At 43.4% G+C, this 23,224-nt stretch carries 24 protein-coding genes; 9 read left to right on the forward strand and 15 right to left on the reverse strand.

Features of this window, described 5'->3' with window-relative positions:
- Nucleotides 1–24 precede the first annotated feature (24 nt).
- The 7 genes from SPUTW3181_RS00590 to nfuA all read left to right on the forward strand — a co-directional run bounded on the left by SPUTW3181_RS00590 (nucleotide 25) and on the right by nfuA (nucleotide 7,238).
- A complete protein-coding gene (locus SPUTW3181_RS00590) occupies nucleotides 25–813 on the forward strand; it encodes an amidophosphoribosyltransferase (protein ID WP_011787533.1) in 789 nt (262 codons plus the stop codon).
- A 167-nt stretch (nucleotides 814–980) separates the two neighbouring features.
- Nucleotides 981–1,727 carry a response regulator transcription factor gene (locus tag SPUTW3181_RS00595; protein ID WP_011787534.1) on the forward strand — a complete coding sequence of 249 codons (747 nt, stop codon included), beginning with the start codon at nucleotides 981–983 and terminating at the stop codon, nucleotides 1,725–1,727.
- A gap of 2 nt (nucleotides 1,728–1,729) precedes the next feature.
- Nucleotides 1,730–2,407 carry a response regulator transcription factor gene (locus SPUTW3181_RS00600; RefSeq protein WP_011787535.1) on the forward strand — a complete coding sequence of 226 codons (678 nt, stop codon included), beginning with the start codon at nucleotides 1,730–1,732 and terminating at the stop codon, nucleotides 2,405–2,407.
- Entirely contained in the window at nucleotides 2,394–3,635 is a 1,242-nt protein-coding gene (locus SPUTW3181_RS00605; protein ID WP_011787536.1) for a sensor histidine kinase, read from the forward strand. The genes SPUTW3181_RS00600 and SPUTW3181_RS00605 overlap by 14 nt, the downstream gene beginning before the upstream one ends.
- Before the next feature lie 179 nt (nucleotides 3,636–3,814).
- On the forward strand, nucleotides 3,815–4,579 hold the full coding sequence (locus tag SPUTW3181_RS00610; RefSeq protein WP_011787537.1) for an outer membrane protein OmpK: 765 nt from the start codon (nucleotides 3,815–3,817) through the stop codon (nucleotides 4,577–4,579).
- Between the two features lie 92 nt (nucleotides 4,580–4,671).
- The gene (urdA, locus tag SPUTW3181_RS00615) at nucleotides 4,672–6,420 is read left to right on the forward strand and encodes a urocanate reductase (RefSeq protein ID WP_011787538.1); all 1,749 of its coding nucleotides are present in this window, start codon (nucleotides 4,672–4,674) and stop codon (nucleotides 6,418–6,420) included.
- A gap of 239 nt (nucleotides 6,421–6,659) precedes the next feature.
- On the forward strand, nucleotides 6,660–7,238 hold the full coding sequence (nfuA, locus tag SPUTW3181_RS00620) for a Fe-S biogenesis protein NfuA (RefSeq protein WP_011787539.1): 579 nt from the start codon (nucleotides 6,660–6,662) through the stop codon (nucleotides 7,236–7,238).
- Between the two features lie 774 nt (nucleotides 7,239–8,012).
- On the opposite strand, the gene SPUTW3181_RS00625 is transcribed toward nfuA, so the two are convergent.
- From SPUTW3181_RS00625 to SPUTW3181_RS00640, 4 genes are all read right to left on the reverse strand, one after another.
- Nucleotides 8,013–8,957: a hypothetical protein gene (locus tag SPUTW3181_RS00625; protein WP_011787541.1), complete on the reverse strand. Its 945-nt coding sequence runs from the start codon at nucleotides 8,955–8,957 to the stop codon at nucleotides 8,013–8,015.
- 151 nt (nucleotides 8,958–9,108) lie between these two features.
- Nucleotides 9,109–9,669, reverse strand: coding sequence for a hypothetical protein (locus SPUTW3181_RS00630; protein ID WP_011787542.1), 561 nt, complete (start codon nucleotides 9,667–9,669; stop codon nucleotides 9,109–9,111).
- A gap of 383 nt (nucleotides 9,670–10,052) precedes the next feature.
- Nucleotides 10,053–10,175 carry a hypothetical protein gene (locus SPUTW3181_RS22205; protein WP_264636731.1) on the reverse strand — a complete coding sequence of 41 codons (123 nt, stop codon included), beginning with the start codon at nucleotides 10,173–10,175 and terminating at the stop codon, nucleotides 10,053–10,055.
- 208 nt (nucleotides 10,176–10,383) lie between these two features.
- The gene (locus SPUTW3181_RS00640; protein WP_041407848.1) at nucleotides 10,384–11,754 is read right to left on the reverse strand and encodes an MATE family efflux transporter; all 1,371 of its coding nucleotides are present in this window, start codon (nucleotides 11,752–11,754) and stop codon (nucleotides 10,384–10,386) included.
- Between the two features lie 22 nt (nucleotides 11,755–11,776).
- Here SPUTW3181_RS00640 and SPUTW3181_RS00645 point away from each other — a divergent pair, with 22 nt between their 5' ends.
- A complete protein-coding gene (locus SPUTW3181_RS00645) occupies nucleotides 11,777–12,823 on the forward strand; it encodes a polysaccharide deacetylase family protein (protein ID WP_011787544.1) in 1,047 nt (348 codons plus the stop codon).
- On the opposite strand, the gene SPUTW3181_RS00650 is transcribed toward SPUTW3181_RS00645, so the two are convergent.
- From SPUTW3181_RS00650 to SPUTW3181_RS00670, 5 genes are all read right to left on the reverse strand, one after another.
- Complete coding sequence (locus tag SPUTW3181_RS00650; RefSeq protein WP_011787545.1) at nucleotides 12,824–13,456, reverse strand: SCO family protein; 633 nt, start codon at nucleotides 13,454–13,456, stop codon at nucleotides 12,824–12,826.
- A gap of 4 nt (nucleotides 13,457–13,460) precedes the next feature.
- Nucleotides 13,461–14,366, reverse strand: coding sequence for a heme o synthase (cyoE, locus tag SPUTW3181_RS00655; protein WP_011787546.1), 906 nt, complete (start codon nucleotides 14,364–14,366; stop codon nucleotides 13,461–13,463).
- Between the two features lie 14 nt (nucleotides 14,367–14,380).
- On the reverse strand, nucleotides 14,381–15,358 hold the full coding sequence (locus SPUTW3181_RS00660) for a COX15/CtaA family protein (RefSeq protein ID WP_011787547.1): 978 nt from the start codon (nucleotides 15,356–15,358) through the stop codon (nucleotides 14,381–14,383).
- A complete protein-coding gene (locus SPUTW3181_RS00665) occupies nucleotides 15,358–15,903 on the reverse strand; it encodes a hypothetical protein (protein WP_011920213.1) in 546 nt (181 codons plus the stop codon). The genes SPUTW3181_RS00660 and SPUTW3181_RS00665 overlap by 1 nt, the downstream gene beginning before the upstream one ends.
- 77 nt (nucleotides 15,904–15,980) lie before the next feature.
- Nucleotides 15,981–16,736: an SURF1 family protein gene (locus SPUTW3181_RS00670; protein WP_041407852.1), complete on the reverse strand. Its 756-nt coding sequence runs from the start codon at nucleotides 16,734–16,736 to the stop codon at nucleotides 15,981–15,983.
- Between SPUTW3181_RS00670 and SPUTW3181_RS00675 the strand changes: the two genes are divergently transcribed.
- Nucleotides 16,735–16,953, forward strand: coding sequence for a DUF2909 family protein (locus tag SPUTW3181_RS00675; protein WP_014609585.1), 219 nt, complete (start codon nucleotides 16,735–16,737; stop codon nucleotides 16,951–16,953). The two genes, SPUTW3181_RS00670 and SPUTW3181_RS00675, sit on opposite strands and share 2 nt — an antisense overlap.
- Before the next feature lie 7 nt (nucleotides 16,954–16,960).
- Here the strand turns inward: SPUTW3181_RS00675 and SPUTW3181_RS00680 are convergent, their stop codons facing one another.
- The 6 genes from SPUTW3181_RS00680 to lexA all read right to left on the reverse strand — a co-directional run bounded on the left by SPUTW3181_RS00680 (nucleotide 16,961) and on the right by lexA (nucleotide 23,066).
- Nucleotides 16,961–17,836, reverse strand: a complete 876-nt coding sequence (locus tag SPUTW3181_RS00680) for a cytochrome c oxidase subunit 3 (RefSeq protein ID WP_011787550.1) — start codon at nucleotides 17,834–17,836, stop codon at nucleotides 16,961–16,963.
- Nucleotides 17,833–18,399, reverse strand: a complete 567-nt coding sequence (locus tag SPUTW3181_RS00685; protein ID WP_011787551.1) for a cytochrome c oxidase assembly protein — start codon at nucleotides 18,397–18,399, stop codon at nucleotides 17,833–17,835. The genes SPUTW3181_RS00680 and SPUTW3181_RS00685 overlap by 4 nt, the downstream gene beginning before the upstream one ends.
- Nucleotide 18,400: 1 nt before the next feature.
- A complete protein-coding gene (gene ctaD, locus SPUTW3181_RS00690; protein ID WP_011787552.1) occupies nucleotides 18,401–19,993 on the reverse strand; it encodes a cytochrome c oxidase subunit I in 1,593 nt (530 codons plus the stop codon).
- A gap of 9 nt (nucleotides 19,994–20,002) precedes the next feature.
- Entirely contained in the window at nucleotides 20,003–21,541 is a 1,539-nt protein-coding gene (gene coxB / locus SPUTW3181_RS00695; protein WP_011787553.1) for a cytochrome c oxidase subunit II, read from the reverse strand.
- A gap of 395 nt (nucleotides 21,542–21,936) precedes the next feature.
- A complete protein-coding gene (locus SPUTW3181_RS00700) occupies nucleotides 21,937–22,449 on the reverse strand; it encodes a cell division inhibitor SulA (protein WP_011787554.1) in 513 nt (170 codons plus the stop codon).
- Complete coding sequence (gene lexA, locus SPUTW3181_RS00705) at nucleotides 22,446–23,066, reverse strand: transcriptional repressor LexA (RefSeq protein WP_011787555.1); 621 nt, start codon at nucleotides 23,064–23,066, stop codon at nucleotides 22,446–22,448. The genes SPUTW3181_RS00700 and lexA overlap by 4 nt, the downstream gene beginning before the upstream one ends.
- Nucleotides 23,067–23,224 lie beyond the last annotated feature (158 nt).

The following is a 23,224-nucleotide window of genomic DNA, read 5'->3' on the forward strand; positions in this document are numbered from 1 at the left end:
CCTCTAAATGGATTAGGTGGATATATGCCGCACATTGTCAAAGGGATTTGGCCGCAATCTGCTTTGCGGATAATGCGTCTAGGATATCAACTCTGCATAACTTGGTTGGCGGGCAGTTTACCTAACCGTTGTCTTCTGTGCCACCAATCCATGCAAGCACCAGAAACGGGGATTTGTATGGTTTGCCTACAAACGGGTCTATACCATAGTCCCATTTGTCTTGGTTGTGGCAGGTCAATGCTGCTTGAAATGGATTATTGCGGTGCATGCCAAAAATATTCACCCCATAAGATCATTGCCCCCTGCAGTTATCACCAAGGTTTAGGGACTTGGGTTGGTGCAATTAAGTACCAAGGTCAACTTGCGGCATTGCCCGTACTCTGTCGTGCCTTGGTTGCGCGAATTAACCACCTTGAGCAGTTGGGCTTATTAACGCTTCCCCAAGCGATAGTACCAGTGCCATTGCACCCCAAACGCTTACAGCAAAGAGGGTTTAATCAGGCTTGGTTGATTGCCCATGAGTTGTCTCAACGCTTACAGTTGCCCTTAGTTGACCAAGGATTAACGCGGCGACAGGATACCCGTCCGCAGGCTGGATTGAACGGTGCGCAGCGGCGGCGGAATCTACAGGATGCATTTATGTTAGATGACGACTTTGTTTATCAGCGTATTGCACTGGTAGATGATGTCGTCACAACGGGGACCACAGTCGCTGAAATTGCCCGTTTATTTGAAGCGCGATACGTGCATGTTCAAATATGGTGTCTTGCACGAGCCGAAGCGCCAGGTTTGTTGGATACAACGGACTTATAAAACAGATCGCGGTAGTTTAGCGTTACGAACGTCAAAACTATGTCAAAAACACGGGGTATAAAAAATAAGTTTTAATTTTGCGATCAAATGTAAGTATATGTATCTGTGAGTTTTGTTTATTGTTTGTATTGAGATACCTTCTAATATCATTTTGTTTGGGGGTATTTATGGACGCTAAACAGGCGCTATCAAATGCCAATACGGCATCTACGTTAAAAGAGGTTATTCAGGCAATAACGGCAGCTTTGAAGCTGCACGGTTTTAGTGGATTCTGGTTTCAAGGAGTCCCTCATTGCGCGTATGAAAACTATCACTTTCCAAAAGAAACCAATCTGTTCTCACAAGCTTCGCTGCGTAAACCTAATGCCAGCGTAGCTTCATCACCTGTAGTTGCTGAACTGCAGCGTTTTTATCTAAGTCAGGTTGCCGCTAATGATTTTAATTTTGGTTTTTCGTTAGATACTTCAAAATCTTATATGTATCGCTTGTCGTGTGATAAAAGTGATAAAGCTAGCCTACTTTTTAGTAAGCATCATATTCAAACCGTATTAAGTTGGCCCGTTACATGTCATAGCAATCGACATTGGGCGGGTCGTTTTATATTGCTGAGTCATCTGAGTGATTCAGACATCCTATTAACGGGTTTGAGTGCAACCTTAAAAGAGGCTCAAAACAAGCTATTTGAATGTAATAAGCCATTGTTTAATCCATTTCTTCAAAGTTCTCTACTTAAAGATAATGCGAGAGATATCTTACTTATGGTCGCAAACGGCCTGCAGAATGACGAAATTTCAACTCAGCTCCCGATAAGTATCAGAGGCGTTGAATACCATATGGAATCAATGCGTAGGAAGTTTGGGGCGACGAATCGAGCAAACTTAATTCATCTCGCCCATCAATATGAGTTGATCTAAATATGTTGGTATTACTGGTTGAAGACAATCGGCTTCTCTCTAACAATATCATTCAATATCTTGAATTGAGTGGCATAGAGTGCGATTACGCGTTCAACCTAGCACAAGCGGATATGCTCATTAGTCAGCAGCAGTTCGATGCTATCATTCTTGACCTTAATTTACCGGACGGTGATGGCATTGAAGCGTGTGAACGCTGGAAAGCGCAATGTTTTACTTCACCTATCATCATGCTAACCGCCCGTAGCAGTTTGAATGAGCGCTTGGCTGGTTTTGCCGTTGGCGCTGATGATTATTTAATAAAACCCTTTGCGATGGAGGAACTGGTCGCACGATTAAAAGTGGTCGCTCAGCGTCGTCCCGCGCCCCAACGGTTGATTATTGGCGACCTCGAAATCGATTTTGCAAATCACATGGTGTATCGGCAAGGGCAACTGCTGGTTTTGTCTAAAACCGGTTGGCAGATCTTGGCGTTGTTAGCAAGGCGCAGCCCAGAAACAGTGAGTAGAGAAGAGATTGAACGAATGCTTTGGCCCGACAGCGCACCTGATAGTGACAGTTTGCGCAGTCATATTCATCTTTTGCGCCGAGTGATCGATCGCCCCTTTGAGCGGCAAATATTACATACGATTCGTGGTGTCGGTTTAAGTCTTAGGGATGAAATCAATGCAAGCGCCTAAACTTAGCCTCAAGCGTAGCTATCAAGTGTGGGGCGTTATTTTTCTATTAATAACCTTAGGTGTGAATAGTTTTATCCCGCTTTGCATGATGTGTGCAGGTATGATTTCTATGCATGAAGTCACAATGCACAATGCAGGGCAAGCGGCCGAAGCGTTACTGAAGATGGCGGAGCCAACTCAGCAATCATTACTTCATCAACCACTTCTAAAAACCGATAACTTAACCGTCTATCCTCATTGGCGAGATATTCCGCTGCAAATTCGTGAGTTAAGTAACAATGAAGTTTTAACTGATGCGAGCAAAATTCTCTATGAGCATGCAGAAGGTCCCATTGTAAACGCGTTAAGTGTGTACTACACACAAGCTGGCCAGCCGCTATACGTTTGGCTGCAGTTTAGTGTTACCCATGATTTGCAATTTGCCCCTAAAAACATGACCGCCATTTTGCTGCTGGTATTGATAACCTTTTGTGCCAGTGCAAGCTTAGCGTTTTATATGCAAAGTAAAGTGATTACGCCTGTGCATCAAATTAGCCAAGCGATTAAGCAGCATGATTGGGAGGCAGGAGGCAAACTGAGTTTGCCGCAACAAGAATATGCAGAACTAAAAGCCATTGTTGATGCTCTAGATAACTCGATTTTACAGCTTCAAGAGGCTCAGCAACGCGAACTCAATTTTTTACGCTTTGCTAGCCATGAGTTACGTACACCAGTTGCCATATGCCAATCCTCATTCGAAATCCTCGCATTACAACAAGGTGAGCTTACTGGTGCAACTCTGTATGCTTCCCAAGCGACCAATCAAATGAAGTCACTCATTGAAACCTTGCTATGGTTGACCAATAAAGAGTGTTCCAGTTTAGAAAAGGAAAACGTCGCGTTATCGCCTTTACTTGCCAGTATTATCGAGGAGCAGCAACGGGTACATGGTCATGAGCAAAAAATTCAATTATTTTCTGACGATACTTATTTTTCCGTTCAACTTCATCCGTTAAAAATCATATTAAGCAATTTATTAAGGAATAGTATTGAGCATGGTGGAGCAGATATTAGCATTACTCAAATTGCTCGTTGTATAGAAATAACCAATTCCTACAATAGTAATGGCCGTCATGGGTTTGGTTTAGGGCTATTACTGGTGAAGCGTCTTGCTAATCAACTGGGCTGGATTTTTACTTGCTCATCAGAAAATAATTTATTTACTGCTAGGTTGGTAATCTCTAAATAAATCAATAATAGTGACTGTAAATTTACTGCATTAAACCACACACTTTTAAAATGCAAAAGCGCCTTTGGGCTTAGATCACATAGTAATCATGCGGTTCGTAGTAACTTTATTAAATAAAGTTTACGAGATGTGGGGGTATTTAAATATATTCCCTCATAAACATGGTTGAGAGGGGCTCTATGTGTAATAAAAATGTGGTATCTATTTTAGTCAGTGCAATCCTGTTTAGTGGTTCCGTGTATGCTGATATAAATAAAACAAGCGTGGATTTAGGTTATAAGTTTTATACCAGTGACACAAAAGATGATAACCCAGGTGTTTTTAATCAACCCTTTGTAAAGTTAAATCATTTGGGAATTGCTGACTGGGGGACTTACTTTGCTAATCTTAAGTTAGAAAACCCAGCAGAAATCGCGGAAAATCAGAAGCATGTTGATGGTAAGACGACGATTAAGTCATTATTGATACTGGAAAATAAGCTGGGGGAATCGCAGTTTAACTTCTGGACTCAGAACTTTATCTCTGCGAGTGAAACGCTAGTTGAAGATAACCTTTACCTAGGTTTGACTCATAACGCAAAAGTTCAAAATCTATCATTAAACTATGGTGTTGGTTTCAATTATACCATTGGTAATTTTTCACCCACATCAGAGAAGTTTAACGATTTATCAGGCTATGCTGTTGTTTTAAATGCAAAGTACCCCCTTGAATTGTTAGGGTTAAAACATAGTTTAAGTTTGAATTATGAAGCGCAAATTGATAGGGATAAAGCGCATCAAGCATTATTTTCATATAACAGCTATGGCCATCAGATAATCACAACATTACAAACAAACATCACAGATTCAATATTTTCAAAGTTATATCTCACTCATTATGATAGTTGGGGGTCTCAATATAATGATGGGTTTGAATACGGTATATCTATTGGTTATCAGTTTTAATGGGTTATCAGATTGTTTGAATTTTTAATATATAGAATCTCATTTAATTGGATGTTGTTCTATTTTTTATCAAGAATAATAAGGGAATTGTAATGCATTATAAAAAATCCATTATTGGTATTGCTGTCACGGCAACAGCGATTATTGCTGGTTGTCAAGCTACCCATCAAATAGTAAAAAGCCAAGGAACTGCTCAAGGCAAACATGGCGAAGTGCAGGTCGAAACCACATTCAAAGATGGGCATATTGTAGCTATTGATATTATTAAACAAAAAGAAAATAAAGTGCTTGCAGGAGCAGTATTTAAAGATGTTAAACAGGCAATTATTGATAATAATTCTGTTGAAGTCGATGGTATTACAGGCGCGACAGTAACGTCTAAAGCGCTTAAAGAAGCTGTGGGTAAAAGTATTGAAGCCGCAGGAGTCACTCTTGTTGCAACGGCTTCTGCTAAGAAAAGTGAAGCATTAACGCCTGCAGAATATACCTACGATGTGGTGATTATTGGTTCCGGTGGGGCAGGTTTTAGCGCGGGTTTAGAAGCGATAGCCGCAGGCCGCTCCGCCGTTATTATTGAAAAAATGCCTATTATCGGTGGTAACTCATTGATTTCTGGTGCAGAGATGAATGTGGCCGGTAGTTGGGTACAAAAGACTATGGGGATCACCGATAGCAAAGAACTATTTATCAGCGATACGCTTAAAGGCGGTGATTTTAAAGGCGATCCTGAGATGGTTAAAACCATGGTTGATAATGCAGTTGATGCCGCGGAGTGGTTAAGAGATTACGTTAAAGTAGAATTTTATCCAGATCAGTTATTTCAGTTTGGTGGGCATAGTGTTAAACGGGCATTAATCCCTAAAGGTCATACTGGGGCTGAAGTCATTAGTAAGTTTTCGATTAAAGCTGATGAAGTCGGTTTACCGATCCATACCAATACTAAGGCTGAAAAGTTAATCCAAGATCAAACGGGTCGAATTGTTGGTGTAGAAGCGACACATAATGGCAAAACCATCACCTACCATGCTAAGCGCGGTGTTGTGGTTGCAACGGGCGGCTTCTCCTCGAATATGGAGATGCGCAAGAAATACAATCCAGAACTCGACGAGCGTTATGGTAGTACTGGTCATCCTGGAGGAACCGGTGATGGTATTGTGATGGCAGAGAAAATTCACGCAGCAGCAAAAAATATGGGATATATCCAGTCATATCCGATTTGTAGCCCAACCTCTGGTGCGATAGCCTTGATTGCGGACTCTCGCTTTTTTGGTGCCGTGTTAATTAACCAGAAGGGTGAGCGTTTTGTTGAGGAATTGGAACGTCGTGATGTTATTTCACATGCTATTTTAGACCAACCAGGCCGTTATACTTATGTGCTCTGGAATCAAGACATTGAAAACGTTGCTCATACAGTTGAAATGCACCAAGGCGAACTTAAGGAATTCACAAAAGATGGGCTAATGTATAAGGTCGATACCCTAGAAGAAGCCGCTAAAGTCTTTAATATTCCTGAAGACACGTTGTTATCAACCATTAAAGACGTTAATCGTTATGCCGCAACAGGAAAGGATGAAGCCTTTAATCATCGCTCAGGATTAGTCGATTTAAGTAAAGGACCTTATTGGATTTTAAAAGCGACACCTTCTGTGCACCATACTATGGGTGGCCTTGTGGTTGATACACGTACTCGTGTACTTGATGAACAAGGAAAGGTGATTCCGGGCTTGTTTGCTGCGGGTGAGGTGACGGGGTTAACCCATGGAACCAATCGACTCGGTGGCAATGCTTATACAGACATTATTGTTTTTGGCCGTATCGCAGGACAAGAAGCGGCTAAATAGTAATAGTTTGATCCTCTAGCTTAAGCGACCCACTTGGGTCGCTTTTTGCTAATATAGGCGCAACTGATTCATTAATTAATCTGCATTTTAGTGTGTTATTAGGGCATATAAATCGTGATCACTTTTGCAAAAATCCACAAACTTGGTATTCAAGGGACTACAAAGCGGGAGTGAGTCGGAGTATCATACGGCTAATTCTTACTAAAACACTCAGGTATCCCCTGACGGAGCTGGTTTCCATGATTACGATTTCCGATGCGGCCCAAGCCCATTTTGTTAAGTTGTTAGCAGATCAACCTGAAGGCACTCATATTCGTGTATTTGTGATAAGTCCTGGTACCGCGCAAGCAGAGTGTGGTGTGTCCTATTGTCCACCTGATGCGGTTGAAAGTGATGATATTGAACTTGAGTTCAATGGCTTTAACGCTATGGTTGATGAAAAGAGCGCACCTTTCCTTGAAGAAGCAACAATCGATTTTGTGACCGATCAATTAGGTTCGCAACTCACACTTAAAGCGCCTAACGCCAAAATGCGTAAAGTATCAGGCGATGCGCCTTTAGTTGAACGTATTGAATATGTTATTCAATCTGAAATTAACCCGCAGTTGGCCAGCCATGGCGGTAACATCATGTTGGTTGAAATCACCAGCGAAGGTGTTGCGGTATTGCAGTTTGGCGGCGGTTGTAACGGTTGTTCTCAAGTGGATATCACCTTAAAGGATGGTATCGAAAAACAACTGTTAGACATGTTCCCCGGTGAATTAACCGGTGTGCGTGACGTAACTGATCACCAACACGGTGAGCATTCTTACGCTTAATCTTTTGAGTTGAGCAAATAAAAAACGCGACCCGGAGTCGCGTTTTTTATATCTCTTAATTTGTACTAACTCATGCACGAACTGACAGTTTTGATTATTTATATAGTGTGACTTAATCGTACAACCACCACTTGAAACCATATAGCTCACTTTTGGACAAAAGCACTTTAAGAATTTCTGGATAGCACTGCTGAGGATCAAACTTTGTCATTTAATTCTTTAAGTGCTGGCTTATGATGAGCCATGGCATTCGCTCACCGACACGCAGCGAGTCCATCCGTGGATGCTCGACCGCCCCGTCCATGGGACGGTCGTCTCGCCAATCACCATGGCTCACCAGTTTAACATCGGTGTAGCCTGTTTGTTTTACAGTAGATATGCGACTTGTTTTGGGACAAAACCTTGTTAGATAATTCACTGTTATTAGCCAGATTCGGATTAGCTATTCTATTAGTAATGCTTCGTTTAGCTACAAACTAATCAACGCTCGATATAACCAGTCGGAATAGGTATAACAGGGACATGAATCAGTTCTCTAGAGATTTGATTCATCTTAAGGGAAAAAACCGCCCCAGAATAGCCGCAAACGGGGGATCGGGACGGGTTTTAGCGGTTGGCGTGAATCAGTCTGGTGTAGAGTGATTCACTGGCTCATTTTGACGCCCGCCTAAGGGGTTGACAACACACCGCCGAACTCAAAAACACACTGTAAACACTGAACTTCAGGTTTACAGTAAAGTCGCCACACGTTGGCAATCCCTCTTGAGCCGTTTGTTATATTTTTTCACCCAACTGCACTATCCCACATCCCCAGTTACCGTCATCTTGCTTAGTTATAACAAGGTTTATTTTTGTTAGGAACCTACTCTCTTTAGCCATCCACTTGACCAACTTAATCTTGGAATCGTTACCCTTGTAATCTTTCTTTTTTACATGTGACTGCAAAATATCTTGTATCGTGCCTGCGGCGAAGTCTGTAACACTTAACAAGTCACTTGTTAAGGGATCATCCTTAAAAGGTTTAGCAAAACCAAGAATCTCAAATTCATAATCGCAGTACATTTTTAAGATATTGCCGTATATCTTTTGAGTATCTTCAAAAGAGCGTTCATTACCATCTTCATTAATGGCGTCATTGTCGCAAAGCCACAAGGTTTTTTGTCCTTGATGACCAAGCAAGCTTAAAAACATACATAGTGGATGCAATACCCTTAAAAGCTTCTCTGCATCCTTTCCTTTCCAACCAGAAAAGCCATGATTAGACAGTTGTTCCACTAGTTGCTTATGAGATGCTTTTGCATCTAATCCAAAAACAGTTTCAATACTCCGATCAATTGAAACCGTTACCAGCGCTCCATGTATGTACTTATCCACTAAGTCGAGATATTCAGATAATGCCCTTTTGATTGGACCATATCTCAAGTCTTTATAGTTGAGCTCTTTGAATGGCTCATTCAAAGAGTGTTTCCCCCGAAGTTCTTTTATATATCTTTCAAATACAAAGCGTTTATCAGCAGAAAGAATAAGGAATGCGTAAGTAGAGAAATCGGAACCTTTATGCTCACCACCAAAATCAGACATTATAAATAGCCCATCATCAGCGCTAAAGTCAGGTAGTTCAGGGATCTTATAAATATCTTTGGCAAGTAACCTCGCGTATAAAGGGTAACCATCATTCATACGCTTAAAGTCGTGACGGTTTTGTTTTCTAACTCTCAAACGAGCTCTCCACTCTCAAGAAAAATGCATAACGCCCGCTTAAGGAGCAGCCAACGCTACTTACCGCATAACACCGTAATCACACAAACCAAAGCATAGTAAAAATGCCGTGCGTTGGCCGTACCTCTTGAAGCGTTTGTTATGAAACAGACTATCGATAATCTTCAATTTTGAGAAACTCCCTGAACGTAGACTCCATTTCGTCATATACCTGTATTTTTAACTTGAAAACTAACTGCTCGTATTCAGTTTTACCTGGATCGTTACTTAGGAAGAATACCGTGTTTATTACATTGTTAATATCAAGCGCCACATCGCAAGGGAAGTACAAACGATTTAATTCAAAGTAATCAATTAATGCCTTACATTTGTCGTCAATTTCGATACTGGAATCTCGGAGCTTGTGATCCGCTAAAAGCGCAAGTTCACTCATAAGTTTGTAGAGGTTAATTACTACTGTCTCTCGCTTCACATAAAGGTTACTGAACACAACTTCGTGCTCTTTTTGGATTTTAGCTAACTGTGATTTAACATCTTCTAGCTCTTTTTGATGACTTAACCGCTGATCTTCCAACGCTTGGGCATTTACTAGTTCATACCTTTTTATTGCAGCTGACGCTAATGAGTTAGCAAACAACATAGCAAGAAAGCCTATCGCAGCAGAACTACCAGCCGCAGCTAATATTGTTAAGAATGCTTCTTTTAATTCCATGCAACCTTCTGATTTTCATAAAGTTTTATCGATTAGTATGCGTTTCTCCCTCATTAGGCCAGTAAAAACGCGCAAGCTAAAGAGTTAAAAACACTCAAAAGCATCGACATTTAAATACGACTGTATATCCATGCATTGTTAGCCGCTTTACGATAGAGCCAAACATTAGGCACACAGATGAGATTTTGTCGGACAACTCGTTCGTCAGTTTTCGATTCACTCAACAAGTGATAGCAAAAATTAGTTATCCAGAAACTGTGAAAAATGATCGTATTCAGTGCGTGAACCAGACTAGGCAAGTCTGATTCACTGTAACGATGTTTGCAATCCCTCATGGTCAGGTCTTACTTTTGGGTACCCATTACTTTATGTATCTCAAATTATCAGATAACAAAGGGCTGATCTTCGAGCCGTGGCACACTTAGGGGCAATAGCTTTTTAGCTAAACGAACAGCGATAGGGTTAGTTAAGATTGGCATTGTTGCAACAGTGACCGTTGGCGACATGGATGTCGCCGTCGAGCCTATAGGATATATTCACGGCGAGTCACTGGGGAAACAATGACAATAAATACAGCACAACTGACGATACAATTATCTTGCTTTGGGGCAGAAGTGAGTTAAATCAACCTGTCGGGTCTAATTGCATCTTGATGTGAATCTTGACAGGTTAAGTCTGTGCTAAATCACTCAATAATTCAGATTATTACATGCACTAAGAGTGCAGTTGGAACGTCTTACTGAAGCGATAATGCGCCCCGAGAGTGAGGCTGCGAGTGAGCATAAAAACGGTCATGGCGGCCCAGAGGGCATGATTGGCTTGCTCGGGTAATAATAACGCCTGCAATAAATACCATGTTGGGAAAAACGCCCCAAAGGTGGCCAGTATCATGCTATTACGCATCACTTTTCCCTGCGCCGCACCGATATAAACCCCATCGAATAGGTAAGAGCTAAAAGACCAAAGCGGTAGCAATACCAGCCAAATCAGATAAGTCTGTGCTGTGGTTCTGACCTCATCAATACTGGTCAATAGTTCAATTATATGGCTTCCCCAAAGGCTAAATATCAGTGTAAACCCAAGTGCAGTGATGGCAGACCAACACCAGGCCAGCACCACGGCTTCATGTAATTGCTGCGCGCGCTTTTGACCATAGGCTTTGCCCACTTCTGCTTCGGCATAATAGGCTATGCCATCGAGGGCATAGGAGATTAATAGCAGTAAATTCAATAACACTGCATTGGCTGCAACGGTATTATCACCTAGGCCAGCACCATGGAATGTCATAAACGCAAAAGCTGTCTGCAGGCAAAGGCTGCGGATAAAAATATCGGTATTGAGCCTCAGTAACTTGCCATAACCCATCAGGGTGACATGGGGGAATAGCTGAGATAGGTGAAAATCGGGAGCACGCTTGAGTTGTTGTCGCACCATAGTGAATGCAACTGAGAAGGCGGTGATATCGGCAAATATCGATGCGAGGGCGGCACCTTTTACGCCCCAGCCTAAGCCAAGCACAAACACTAAGTCGAGAATAATATTGGCTAAGTTTGCGAGTATAAGTTGCCACATGGCGGCTTTAGGTTGTTGTCGCCCTAGGAGCCAACCTAACATCACTAAATTGAGCAGGGCGAAGGGTGTGGACCAAATCCGTACCTGAAAATACTCGCGACAATAATGCTCGACCTCACGGCTTGCTTCGGACAAGCCCAGCGCCAAATTCAGTATTGGAGCTTGCAAAGCAATAACACCCATTCCCAGCAATATGGCTAAAATAGCACCTTGAACTAAGAGTTTATGTTGAGCGTGAATATCATTTGCACCATAAGCCTGCGCGACTAACCCTGTGGTCGCCATTCGTAAAAAACCTAATAACCAAATGATTAAGGTGATAATCGTTGACCCAAGTGCTACCCCACCTAAATAATAGGCGTCACTTAGATGACCTATCACAGCCGTATCCACTAATCCTAAGAGTGGAATGGTGATATTTGAGAGGATCATCGGTAGGGCAAGCGCGAACAGTTGGCGATTTTTGTTGCCATTTAACAGTAGTGCGAGTGCGGTTGATTTTGCAGTAGTCATTGATATTGGAGGTATTCACATTATGGTTAAACGTGCGTTATTGGCACTCTTCGGGTTGATGACTTTTTCGGCCAATGCCGTGGTCATTTTACAGTATCATCATGTGTCGGAAACTACGCCTGCGGCAACCAGCGTGACACCCGCGCAATTTCGTGAGCAAATGCAGTTTTTGGCTGATGACGGTTTTAAGGTAATCCCACTTACTCAAGTGGTTGAGGCGATAAAGCAAAAACAAGATTTACCCGCTAAAACCGTGGCGATTACCTTTGATGATGGCTATCGCAGCATTGCCACTACGGCGCATCCTATCCTAAAGGAATTTGGATTCCCCTACACCTTGTTTGTGGCAATAGAGCCAATTAAACAAAAGTTTACCGAGATGATGACCTGGGATGAACTCGTCAGATTATCAAAGGAAGGGGCTGATATTGCCAACCATAGTTGGGCGCATGAGCACTTGATCCGCAGATTAGACAATGAATCACAGGCACAGTGGTTAGCGCGGGTAACAACGAATATTCTCGAGACTGAGAAGGCGCTTGCGGATGCGACGGGTCACAATTTTAAAATGCTCGCCTATCCCTATGGCGAATATAATCAAGCACTGCAAGATATGTTAACGCAAAATGGCTTTGTCGCTTTTGGTCAGCAATCTGGCGCCTCGGGACCTTATTCACCTCTGACCGCTTTACCGCGTTTTCCCGTGGCAGGACAATATGCGGATTTAAAGAGTCTAAAGGCCAAACTTTATAGCCTTAATATGCCAGTGCTTTCCCAAAACGTGAGTGACCCAGAGTTAAAAAATGGGCAATGGCGACCAGAGTTGAGGCTCACGCTTGATATGAGTGATATTTCTGCCAAACAAGTTATGTGTTATATCCAAGGTCAAGGAGCAAAATCGCCGACTTGGCTTAGCGAAACTGAATTTAGCGTACAGGCTGATTCGGCATTGCCTGCGGGACGCTCCCGTTATAACTGCACTGCACCCAGTAAAACTCGTAATGGTTATTATTGGTTCTCTCAGCCTTGGGTAAGACCTAGGGATGACGGCTCTTGGATTAAAGAATAATCATAGATTTGACTTGTATTGCGAGACTATTTTGCCAAAATCGCTAATGAGTTCGTTATTCAATATTTGCGGCGGTTGCCCTAATGTCGCCGTAGGTTTGAATACGGCGACTCGTGTTCCTTGAGGCGATACCAGTACATAGCCAGCGCTGTGGTCAACTTGATAATTATCACCTTCACCCACCATGGCATAGGCTAGGCCTAGACTACGGGTGAGTGGAAATATCTGCGTATGTTCACCCGTCACGGCTTTAAATTCTGTATTAAAAAAGTTGACATAGGTCAGTAATTTTTCCGGTGTATCTCGGTTAGGGTCGACGGATAAAAATACCACTTGAATTGGCGCAATCTTATTAAGTTCAGGGTATGCCGCGGCCAGTTTATTTAAGGTTGTCGGACAAATATCGGGACAAAAGGTAAATCCGATAAAAAATAGATTCCATTTTCCTTGCAGATCCGCATTAGTAAATGCCTTATCGTGCTGATCGATTAGTTCAAAAGGCGCTATCTCAAAGGCTTGTGGAAATATAAATCCGTTATCAAGTTCTATAGGCTTGGGGGGATTAAATTTAACCGCGAATAAACCACCAAGGCCAATCAATAAAATGGCGATGATTAGCATGTTTTTCTGCATAGCATTAGCTCCACAGGTAATGGTCGATTAGTAATGCCATAAATAGCAACATTAAATGGTAAATAGAGAAGCGAAATACTTGCATCGCCAAGCCATCGTGATCCCGATATTTCAGTTGCCAAGCCTTATAAATAAATACACTGCTCAGCAAGCTAGAACACACAAAATACATTGGCCCACACATACCAACCAACACTGGCAAGAGACAAGCGATTGCTAGTAAGACGGTATAGAGCAAGATACAGGTTTTAGTAAATTCGACCCCGTGGGTAACGGGAAGCATTGGGATATCTACTTTGGCATATTCGGCTCGTCTGTGAATGGCTAATGCCCAAAAATGAGGCGGAGTCCAAGTAAAAATAATGATCACTAACAGCAATGCATGCCCATGGAATTGGTTGGTAACAGCCGTCCATCCCAGCAATGGCGGCATCGCCCCCGCAAGACCGCCAATAACAATATTTTGCGAGGTTGCCCGCTTTAAATAAGCGGTGTAAACCAGCGCATAGCCGATGAGACTCGCGAAGGTGAGCCATGCAGTGAGCGGATTAACCAAAACATATAAAACCACAAAACCTAAACCTCCAATGCTGGCAGCAAAAATTAAGGCTCGCTTGGCCGAAACTCGTCCCTTGGGCAATGGGCGATTATAGGTGCGAGCCATCATGCCATCGATGCGTCGATCGATCAGATGATTTAAAGCGGCAGCCGAGCCTGCCATTAAGGCAATACCGAACATACCTGCGATTAATGGCTGTACGGGGACGGCAGTGGGTACCGCTAAACACATGCCGACTAATACCGTGAGCAACATTAAGGCGACGACTTTGGGTTTGGTCATTTCAAAATAGGCGCGCCATGCCAAGCTAAAATGGGAATGGCTGCTGGTGATTGTGAGTGGTTTTGCCATCTTGGATCCCTCGCTTATGCTTTACGCCATAAAAAGTAGTTAATTGTCACTAAGGTCAGTAGCAGTAGTGCTGCGCCGCCATTGTGAGAAACCGCAATGCCGAGTGGTAAGTGCATGACGATATTAGAAATGCCTAGTGCGACTTGCAATATCACTAGGGCAACCAATAAGAGACTTAGCTTTTTTAATGCTCTAGTGCTAACAAATAATTTATATGCCAGTAGTAACAGAACCCCTGTTGTTATAATGGCGCCGAATCTGTGTGCTATGTGGATGGTCATTCGTGCTGGGTAATCTAATACCCCAAACTCAAAACTTGGGTGCTGGCCTTGGAAGGGGGAGAATGCATCGGCAATGGCGAGATTATCCATCCAATTACCTTCGCAAATGGGCAGGGTGGTACAGGCGAGTGCCGCGTAGTTTGAGGAGGTCCAAGCGCCTAGCATGATTTGACCGATAAGGATGATTAAACTCACAAGTGCTAAAATGGCAAGGTTTTGTGTCTGCAAACCACTAATATCGACCTGTTTTTGCCTGATACGTAAATAAAGGATGAGCAGGAGTGAAATCAGGCTAAAGCCACCAATCAGGTGTGACATTACTACTATTGGCATAAGCTTCATTGTCACTGTCCACATGCCTAGAGCGGCTTGAAAAATAAGCAGTAATAATATAAATGTGGGCAATTTCTTCGGTGCTGTTGGTGTTTTTAGACATTTGATAAAAATGAACAGTATGAGCAGCCCAAGACCCGCTGCAATATATCTATGGATCATTTCCAACCATGCTTTTTCAGTTTGAATATCATGATCAGGAAACATGGTTTGAGCACGGGCGATTTCATGGTCTTGGGTGGGCACTTTAATGTGGCCGTAGCAACCCGGCCAGTCAGGGCAGCCTAAGCCAGCATCCGATAGTCGCGTGTAAGCCCCCATTAAAATGACCATTAAGGTAAAGACTAAGGTTAAGCGCAAGATCCAAGTCAGTTGCATTAGTCTACCCTCGACAGTTTTAATAACTTACGCAGATCCGCAATCAGTGCTTTACCTTGGGCGAGATGTGCTTCTTTGCTGTGTGCTTGAGGGTAGCGTAATACTAAGTTGCCGAGGGGATCGACTATGATCAACTGTTGTGCATTTAACCACTCGTTTAAGCGGTTATTGATTGGGCTAGTGTTAAAGTGAAATGCCTTTAAGGCATTAATATCGCTCTCAGGACTGACAAGGATAAGTGGCTCTACCCTTGCTTGATCTGGCCCGAGTGCGGTATGACTTTGGCGTAAAATATACAAGCGTTCACGGCAATTATCATCGCATTGGGAGGGTAATAAATAGAGTAGTTGCCATTCTTTGGGTTTAGGATTGGTAACCCCAAGACTGGTATAGCTGGTTGCGGGATTGATCAGTTCACCAAAGTTGGTTGCACCGCCGTGGTATAAATTAAGGCTCAATACTAGTTTGGCAATCACTACCGGTGCGATAAACGCCACGAGCAATAATCCCAACGCTTTGTGTGTCGATTTGGACTGGGAGTTCATGCTTGCTCCTCTCATGTAAATTATCCCTAATATATTGTTTTGCTATTTATCTGAATCTAAGTCGGCTGTGATTTTTACTATTTACCCATAGAGTTGGCACTGTGATGATGTTTTACATACTTAACCCCTTGCCACAGCATCAGGCCCGCAAATACCGCAGCCATTGAAAACCACTGCAATGCATAACCCCAATGTTTTTGCGCCGAGAGTGGAAATGGTTGCCAAGGGTGAGCTAACTCAAGGTTGGGGAGTTGATCAGGTTGCAGTACTGCCGTTACTAAAGGATGGCCTACTAGCTGAGTTATTTCAGGAATATTAAGATTTTGGATACGAATGTGTGTTCCGGCTTCTGCCATTAAGGCATGGCTTAAAGGATTGGTTTGTTTTTGATATAGCTTGCCGACAAGACTCAGTTTTCCGCTAAGAGGTTCGATTTGGGGGAGTTCATCACGGCTTGAGGTTGCGGCGATAAAGCCTAATTCAACCAGTAGCCAAGGTTTTTCCGGCTCAACTTCCAGAGCTTGAAATGCTAGATATCCCACTTGCCCCTGATAGACTTGATTGTCGAGTAGCCAGATTTGCGCATTGGCAGGTGAGGCAGTGATACTGAGGCGATAACCTGTGACATCTTCTAGATGGATTTTTTGTAAAAGTTGTTTAAAGGTCAGCGGCGCTAAGGCTTGTCTGGATTCCATTTGAGCTAATAACAAGGCTTTTTCTTCTCCGCGATGGAGTTGCCACAGCCCTAGCTTGACCAGAATCACGAATACAGTCACAGTCAAGACCAGCAAAAAAACGGTTAATTTATTCAGCAGACAGTAAGGATATCTCATGAATGCCCTGTTTATCTTTAAGTTAGTTTTGGTTCTGCTGTTGCTGTTTATCATTTTTAATTTAGGTAGAGCCTTATTTATGATGGTGAAAGATGACAACTCAGCCCCTATGAGTCGTTATCTCGGTCGTCGTGTGATTTTCTCTGTATTGGTCATCCTCTTACTGCTGGTGGCGTTAGGGTCTGGACTTATTAGCCCGAACCCTAGACCCTACTGAGTGCCAGTTACAGTACATAAACGAAGATAAATAAACACAGCCAGACCACATCAACGAAGTGCCAGTACCAACTCCCTGCTTGAAATGCAAAATGCTTATCTGCCGTAAAATGTCCTTTTAATACTCTGATAAATAAAACCACGAGGAATACCGTTCCTAGCGTGACATGCATGCCATGAAATCCAGTTAACAGAAAGAAAGTGTTGCCATAAATCCCCGAGGTGAGGGTTAAACCCATCTCTTGATAGGCGTGACGGTATTCTTCTACTTGCAACCCAACGAAACCTATACCCAATAAAATCGTAATTCCTAGCCATAGCACGACGGCTGAGCGTTTGGCTTTTTCTAAACTAATGTGGGCAAAATGTAAGGTCACTGATGAGGTCAGTAAAATAAGGGTATTGATCAGGGGGAGACCCGTCCACGGCATAGCCTCTGTCTTGGTACCATCCGGCGTAGAGATAAGGGGCCAAACCGCTTCAAAACTTGGCCAAAGTATTTCGTGGGTCATGGCATTGTTAGATGCACCGCCAAGCCAAGGTACGGCAATTGCGCGGGCATAAAACAGCGCACCAAAAAAAGCCGCAAAGAACATTACTTCTGAGAAAATAAACCAACTCATACCTTGGCGAAAAGAGCGATCCATCTGAGCGGAATAGAGTCCAGTTGTCGACTCTTTGATAACCGCACTAAACCAGCCAACCAACATAAATACAATGACCGCTATGCCTAAAAGCAGTAAATAACCGCCACCAGAAGCGCCAGATTTCATCTGTTGGACGAAAAGTCCTGCGCCAACGGCAATAAAAAATAATCCAATGGCACCGACAATGGGCCAGATGCTTTGGGATGGAACATAGTAGGTTTGATGTTTCGTGGTCATTTGGCAGCTCCTTGCTCTATGGCAGACGCTAACTGCTTGTCGGTAATGTCGTAGAGGGTGTAAGAGAGGGTTAAAGTATGGATTGACTCGGGTAATTGAGGATCCACAAAGAAAATAAGCGGTAACTCAGCACTGGTCGCCGCGGCCAAGGGTTGCTTATTAAAGCAAAAACATTCCGTTTTATTGAAATAGGCCGCCCCTTGGCCTGGGGAAACTGAGGGTATTGCTTGCCCAACTGTGGCATGGTTTGACTCATTACGAGCCAAAAATGCTGTATGGACAAGCTCGCCAGGATGAACCACAAGCCGCTTAATTTGCGGTTCAAACTTCCATGGCATACCCGTTTGCACCTGGGAAATAAACTCCACAGTCACAGTGCGGCTTGTATCGACAGTTATCGCTTGATAATTACTGGCTGTACTTGCGGGTTTACCATTGATGCCTAGCTTCTCACACAGAACATCATACAGGGGGACGAGTGCGAACCCAAAGCCAAACATACCCACACAGCCTAGAACTAACAAGCTGATAAGTTTACGATTTGACCTAGTTGTGCTGGTCATTTTATTTCACCTCAGGAGGTGTCGTAAATGAGTGGTAAGGCGCAGGGCTTGGTAATGTCCATTCTAGCCCTTCGGAGCCTTCCCAAGGTTTAGCGGGCGCTTTCTCACCGCCACGGATACACTTGATTACCAGTACTAAGAAAATCAATTGCGATAGACCAAAGGCAAAACCGCCAATCGATACGATTTGGTTTATATCGGCAAATTGGATGGAGTAGTCAGGGATCCGTCGCGGCATTCCTGCAAGCCCGAGGAAATGCATAGGGAAAAAGAGTACGTTGACGGAAATCACTGAGCACCAAAAATGCCACTGTGCTAAACGTTCGTTATACATATGACCAGTCCATTTTGGGAGCCAGTAGTAGGCCGCCGCCATAATGGAAAAAATCGCACCTGTTACAAGTACATAATGGAAGTGTGCGACTACAAAATAAGTGTCGTGGTACTGGAAGTCAGCGGGGGTAATTGCAAGCATTAGTCCCGAAAAACCACCAATAGTGAAAAGGATAATAAAAGCCACGGCAAATAACATCGGTGTTTCAAAGGTCAGCGAGCCTCGCCACATGGTTGCTACCCAGTTAAAGACCTTCACTCCTGTCGGCACGGCAATCAGCATAGTGCAGTACATAAAAAACAGTTCTGCAAACACGGGCATACCCGTTGTAAACATATGGTGTGCCCACACAAGGAAAGACAAAATGGCAATACTGGCTGTTGCATACACCATAGAGGCATAACCAAAGAGTTTTTTACGACTGAAAGCCGGAACTATGGCCGAGATGATGCCAAAAGAAGGCAAAATCATGATGTAAACTTCTGGATGGCCGAAGAACCAAAAGATATGTTGAAACATCACAGGATCGCCGCCGCCTGCCGCCTCGAAGAAACTGGTTCCAAAAAATTTATCGGTGAGCACCATAGTCACTACACCTGCGAGTACAGGCATGACTGCTATTAGCAAAAATGCCGTAATTAGCCAAGTCCATACAAATAGCGGCAGTTTCATCCATGTCATGCCTGGCGCACGTAAGTTCACTATGGTCACAATCACATTAATTGCGCCCATGATCGAACTTATTCCCATGATATGGATAGAAAACACGAAGAGAGCAGTGCTGTCAGGGCTATAAGTTGTTGAGAGCGGTGCATAGAAAGTCCAACCAAAGTTTGGGCCTCCTCCTTCCATAAATAATGAACCGAGTAAAATAGCGAAGGCGAAAGGAAGGATCCAAAAACTCCAGTTATTCATCCTAGGTAACGCCATATCTGGCGCGCCAATCATCATAGGAATTAACCAATTGGCCAATCCTGTGAACGCGGGCATAACGGCTCCAAAGACCATGATCAGCCCATGAACAGTGGTCATTTGATTGAAAAAATTTGGCTCAACTAGCTGTAATCCGGGTTGAAATAATTCAGCTCGGATCACCATTGCCATGGCGCCACCCGTTAAAAACATAATGAAACTAAACCATAAATAAAGGGTGCCAATATCCTTATGGTTGGTGGTTAGCAACCAGCGCATAATGCCCTTCGGTGCCCCATGATGGTGGTCATCATGGACTGCGGTGTGTTCTTGAGTCATAGTGCTCATCCTAATCCCCTACTGTCCATGTTTAACGATATCGGCGGCTTGAACTGTATCGCCTGTATTATTACCCCAAGCATTTCGCTCATAAGTAATGACCGCGGCGAGTTGTTGTGGGCTGAGTTGTTTGTCAAATGCCTGCATCGCCGTTCCCGTTTTGCCGTGCATCACAATCTCGATATGGTTGGCAATTGGCCCCGTTACAATGTTGCTATTAACTAACGATGGAAAAGCAGGCGGAATACCTAAGCCATTTACTTGATGGCAGGCTGCACAACTTGAGATATAGATGGCTTCTCCTTCCGTCATTAGCGCGTCATGGGTCAGTGTTGGCAGGCTAGCGGGATCGATGCTAGCACCTTGGACTGTTGGCTCTGTAGGCAACGCGGCGACTTGCTGTGTTTGTGTTGTCGATGTCTTAGGCTGGCGATCACCATTCATATAGTCGTTCACATCTTTGGCTTGAACAGCATCCCCCATATTATTTCCCCACGCATTTCGCTCATAGGTTGTCACTGCGGCAATTTCTTGGGCAGTTAATTGGTTAGCAAAAGCCTGCATTGCCGTACCAGCTTTACCATGGATGATAATTTCAAGGTGGGGAGTAAGAGGGCCTGTTGCGATAGGACTACCTTTCAAACCTGGAAATACACCTTTTAATCCTTCTCCATTAGGTTGGTGGCATGCTGCGCATCGAGCCATATAGACTTGCTCACCTTGGGTCATTAAGTCTGCTTGGCTAAGGGTTTGTGATAGGGCGGCTTGAGCTGTAGCGGCAGCGGTTTGTGCTGCTTGTTTTTGCTCGGTAATCCAAGCATCAAATTCTGCTTCTGGTAAGGCTTTTACGACTATGGGCATAAAGCCGTGATCTTTACCGCAAAGTTCAGCACACTGGCCGCGATAAATGCCTGGTTTATCGATACGTGTCCATGCTTCATTAATAAAACCAGGATTCGCATCTTTTTTCACCGCAAAGGCTGGAACCCACCATGAATGAATGACATCTTCTGATGTCATTAGGAAGCGGATTTTGCGATTTATTGGAACAACAAGCGGTTTATCGACTTCAAGGAGATAGTGCTCGCCCTTAGGTTCTGAACCATCAATTTGTGTTCTAGGTGTCGAGAGTATGCTGTAAAAATCAATATCTTGATCGAAGTAGCTGTAATGCCATTTCCACTGAGAACCAGTGACTTTGATGGTGATATCAGCATTGCTCGTATCTTCCATTGCGATTAAGGTTTTGGTTGCAGGTATGGCCATTAGGATCAGGATAATAAATGGCAATATGGTCCAAGCAATTTCAACTTTGGTACTTTCATGGAAATGGGCGGCAACTGCGCCTTTGGATTTTCTGTGGTTTATCATGGCATAAATCATTACGCCAAAAACCACGAGGCCAATAGCACAGCAGATATACAAGATAGTCATATGCAAGTGATAAACCTTGCCACTTATCTCGGTTACACCAGTGGTCATATTGAACCGCGAATCCGCTGCGTTCAACGGTGGTGCGAATAACACCACGAGTAAACAATACAACAATTGCTTCACAAGACTTCTCCTCTGCTAATTGCAAATTGCAACTACAAAGAAGAGTCACACAGTAAGTCTCAACTCTATGCAAACTCTTCAGTTCCCAAAAAAGCGTTTTTGACTTCAATGTGCGTTGATGGCTTACTTTTGTACTGTTACTGCTGTTAATTCGCCACGCTGGCACATACTACTGAAAAAATCTGTCATTTTAATTATTGATGGAAAATTGGCTGGGATAACAGCTCGGTTTTTACCATCGCCAGAGATATAGAGTCACCAGCTTAATCAACCATACTTGCTGTTTAAATATTGATCAAGATCACTTATTTTTCTAATTGTCTGAAAAATTGCTAAAAAAAAGCCTCACATTCATATGTGAGGCGGCTTTCACGGCTAAAAAATCTTTTGTAAAACTAATGAACAGGGCTAAAAAAAGTGGCTTGCTTAAAGTGTGTATGTTGCTCAAGGCGGACCTTATCCTGTAAGTGGTTATTTACTTCCTCTAATACAATACCCATCGCTCTGGCACTTTTTGCCACAATTTGTAAGCGTCGATTATCACGGGCATCGAGTGAGGTCGTCCAAGTAATGACTGCACTGGACGTACCACTTGTTAAGGCTTTCTCCATCGCCCATAGGGTTTCTACCTCATCTTTTGCATGAACGAGTAATATACGATCCATGCGCACACCTGCTGATGTGAGTAACTGTTTATAGCCAATACTTGGTGGATTGATGAGTACAACCCAACGCCCCTGTTGACTGAGTTGTGCGAGCTGCGTACTGAGCTGGATTAACTCAGTACGGCCTTGAGTCTGTGTAGGCACACAGCTGATCGGTGCATACTGCCAGTTTGCATCAGGCTCTCGAATGTTGTCGAGCCACAACCCCGGATGACGTGGGGCATTGCCTAATAGGTTACTCATAGCCAATCTCCATTACGGATCACACCAACAGCGAGTCCTTCAATTGTTAAACTTTGACAACTTAAATCCACTTTAATTGGTGAGTAGTCTTCATTTTCTGCGTATAGATAGACTAAGTTGCCTTTTTTTTCGAAGCGTTTAACCGTGACATCATCGTCGACTCTTGCAACAACTACTTGACCATTTCTCGCTTGTTGTACTTTATGCACCGCTAACAAATCACCTTCAAGAATGCCGATGTTTTTCATGCTGTCACCTTTTACTCGCAGTAAAAAATCGGCGGTAGGGTGGAACATACTTGGGTCAACTTGATAGTACTGTTCAACATGTTCTTGAGCCAAGATTGGCTCACCAGCGGCTACTTGGCCTATAAGTGGCAGGCCATATTCAACCACGACCTCTTCCTCTGCTGGGAGACGGATACCCCGAGAGGTACCTGGCATGATTTCGATACAGCCTTTTTTGGCGAGAGCTTTGAGGTGCTCCTCAGCAGCATTAGCACTTTTAAAGCCTAAACGAGTGGCAATTTCTGCTCGGGTGGGTGGCATTCCTGTATCGGCAATATTACGTTTAATTAGCTCTAAAATTTCAGCTTGGCGTGGCGTTAAGGGTCTCATGGCTGTTCCTGTTTTTCTATACAGTTACTGTTAGTATATACAGTATTGTTTGTAGTGCAAGTATTAACCATTTTTAGATCGTAAAGTGTTTTAAATCGGCAAATCTCAGCCTGATCTATTGGTTGAGTTTTTATGGAAGATAAGGCGTTTTATATTTT

Source organism: Shewanella sp. W3-18-1 (assembly GCF_000015185.1).
GTDB lineage: Bacteria > Pseudomonadota > Gammaproteobacteria > Enterobacterales > Shewanellaceae > Shewanella > Shewanella putrefaciens.

Coding starts and splice junctions, on each gene's coding strand:
- SPUTW3181_RS00680 (WP_011787550.1), bottom strand. CDS start 17,836: ATGACCACGAAACATCAAACCTACTATGTTCCATCCCAAAGCATCTGG.
- SPUTW3181_RS00675 (WP_014609585.1), top strand. CDS start 16,735: ATGAATGCCCTGTTTATCTTTAAGTTAGTTTTGGTTCTGCTGTTGCTG.
- SPUTW3181_RS00645 (WP_011787544.1), top strand. CDS start 11,777: ATGGTTAAACGTGCGTTATTGGCACTCTTCGGGTTGATGACTTTTTCG.
- SPUTW3181_RS00595 (WP_011787534.1), top strand. CDS start 981: ATGGACGCTAAACAGGCGCTATCAAATGCCAATACGGCATCTACGTTA.
- ctaD (WP_011787552.1), bottom strand. CDS start 19,993: ATGAGCACTATGACTCAAGAACACACCGCAGTCCATGATGACCACCAT.
- SPUTW3181_RS00600 (WP_011787535.1), top strand. CDS start 1,730: ATGTTGGTATTACTGGTTGAAGACAATCGGCTTCTCTCTAACAATATC.
- SPUTW3181_RS00650 (WP_011787545.1), bottom strand. CDS start 13,456: ATGCAGAAAAACATGCTAATCATCGCCATTTTATTGATTGGCCTTGGT.
- urdA (WP_011787538.1), top strand. CDS start 4,672: ATGCATTATAAAAAATCCATTATTGGTATTGCTGTCACGGCAACAGCG.
- SPUTW3181_RS00590 (WP_011787533.1), top strand. CDS start 25: ATGCCGCACATTGTCAAAGGGATTTGGCCGCAATCTGCTTTGCGGATA.
- SPUTW3181_RS00660 (WP_011787547.1), bottom strand. CDS start 15,358: ATGCAACTGACTTGGATCTTGCGCTTAACCTTAGTCTTTACCTTAATG.
- SPUTW3181_RS00665 (WP_011920213.1), bottom strand. CDS start 15,903: ATGAACTCCCAGTCCAAATCGACACACAAAGCGTTGGGATTATTGCTC.
- SPUTW3181_RS00700 (WP_011787554.1), bottom strand. CDS start 22,449: ATGAGTAACCTATTAGGCAATGCCCCACGTCATCCGGGGTTGTGGCTC.
- cyoE (WP_011787546.1), bottom strand. CDS start 14,366: ATGGCAAAACCACTCACAATCACCAGCAGCCATTCCCATTTTAGCTTG.
- SPUTW3181_RS00685 (WP_011787551.1), bottom strand. CDS start 18,399: ATGACCAGCACAACTAGGTCAAATCGTAAACTTATCAGCTTGTTAGTT.
- lexA (WP_011787555.1), bottom strand. CDS start 23,066: ATGAGACCCTTAACGCCACGCCAAGCTGAAATTTTAGAGCTAATTAAA.
- SPUTW3181_RS00610 (WP_011787537.1), top strand. CDS start 3,815: ATGTGTAATAAAAATGTGGTATCTATTTTAGTCAGTGCAATCCTGTTT.
- SPUTW3181_RS00630 (WP_011787542.1), bottom strand. CDS start 9,669: ATGGAATTAAAAGAAGCATTCTTAACAATATTAGCTGCGGCTGGTAGT.
- nfuA (WP_011787539.1), top strand. CDS start 6,660: ATGATTACGATTTCCGATGCGGCCCAAGCCCATTTTGTTAAGTTGTTA.
- SPUTW3181_RS22205 (WP_264636731.1), bottom strand. CDS start 10,175: ATGTCGCCAACGGTCACTGTTGCAACAATGCCAATCTTAACTAACCCT.
- SPUTW3181_RS00640 (WP_041407848.1), bottom strand. CDS start 11,754: ATGACTACTGCAAAATCAACCGCACTCGCACTACTGTTAAATGGCAAC.
- SPUTW3181_RS00670 (WP_041407852.1), bottom strand. CDS start 16,736: ATGAGATATCCTTACTGTCTGCTGAATAAATTAACCGTTTTTTTGCTG.
- SPUTW3181_RS00605 (WP_011787536.1), top strand. CDS start 2,394: ATGCAAGCGCCTAAACTTAGCCTCAAGCGTAGCTATCAAGTGTGGGGC.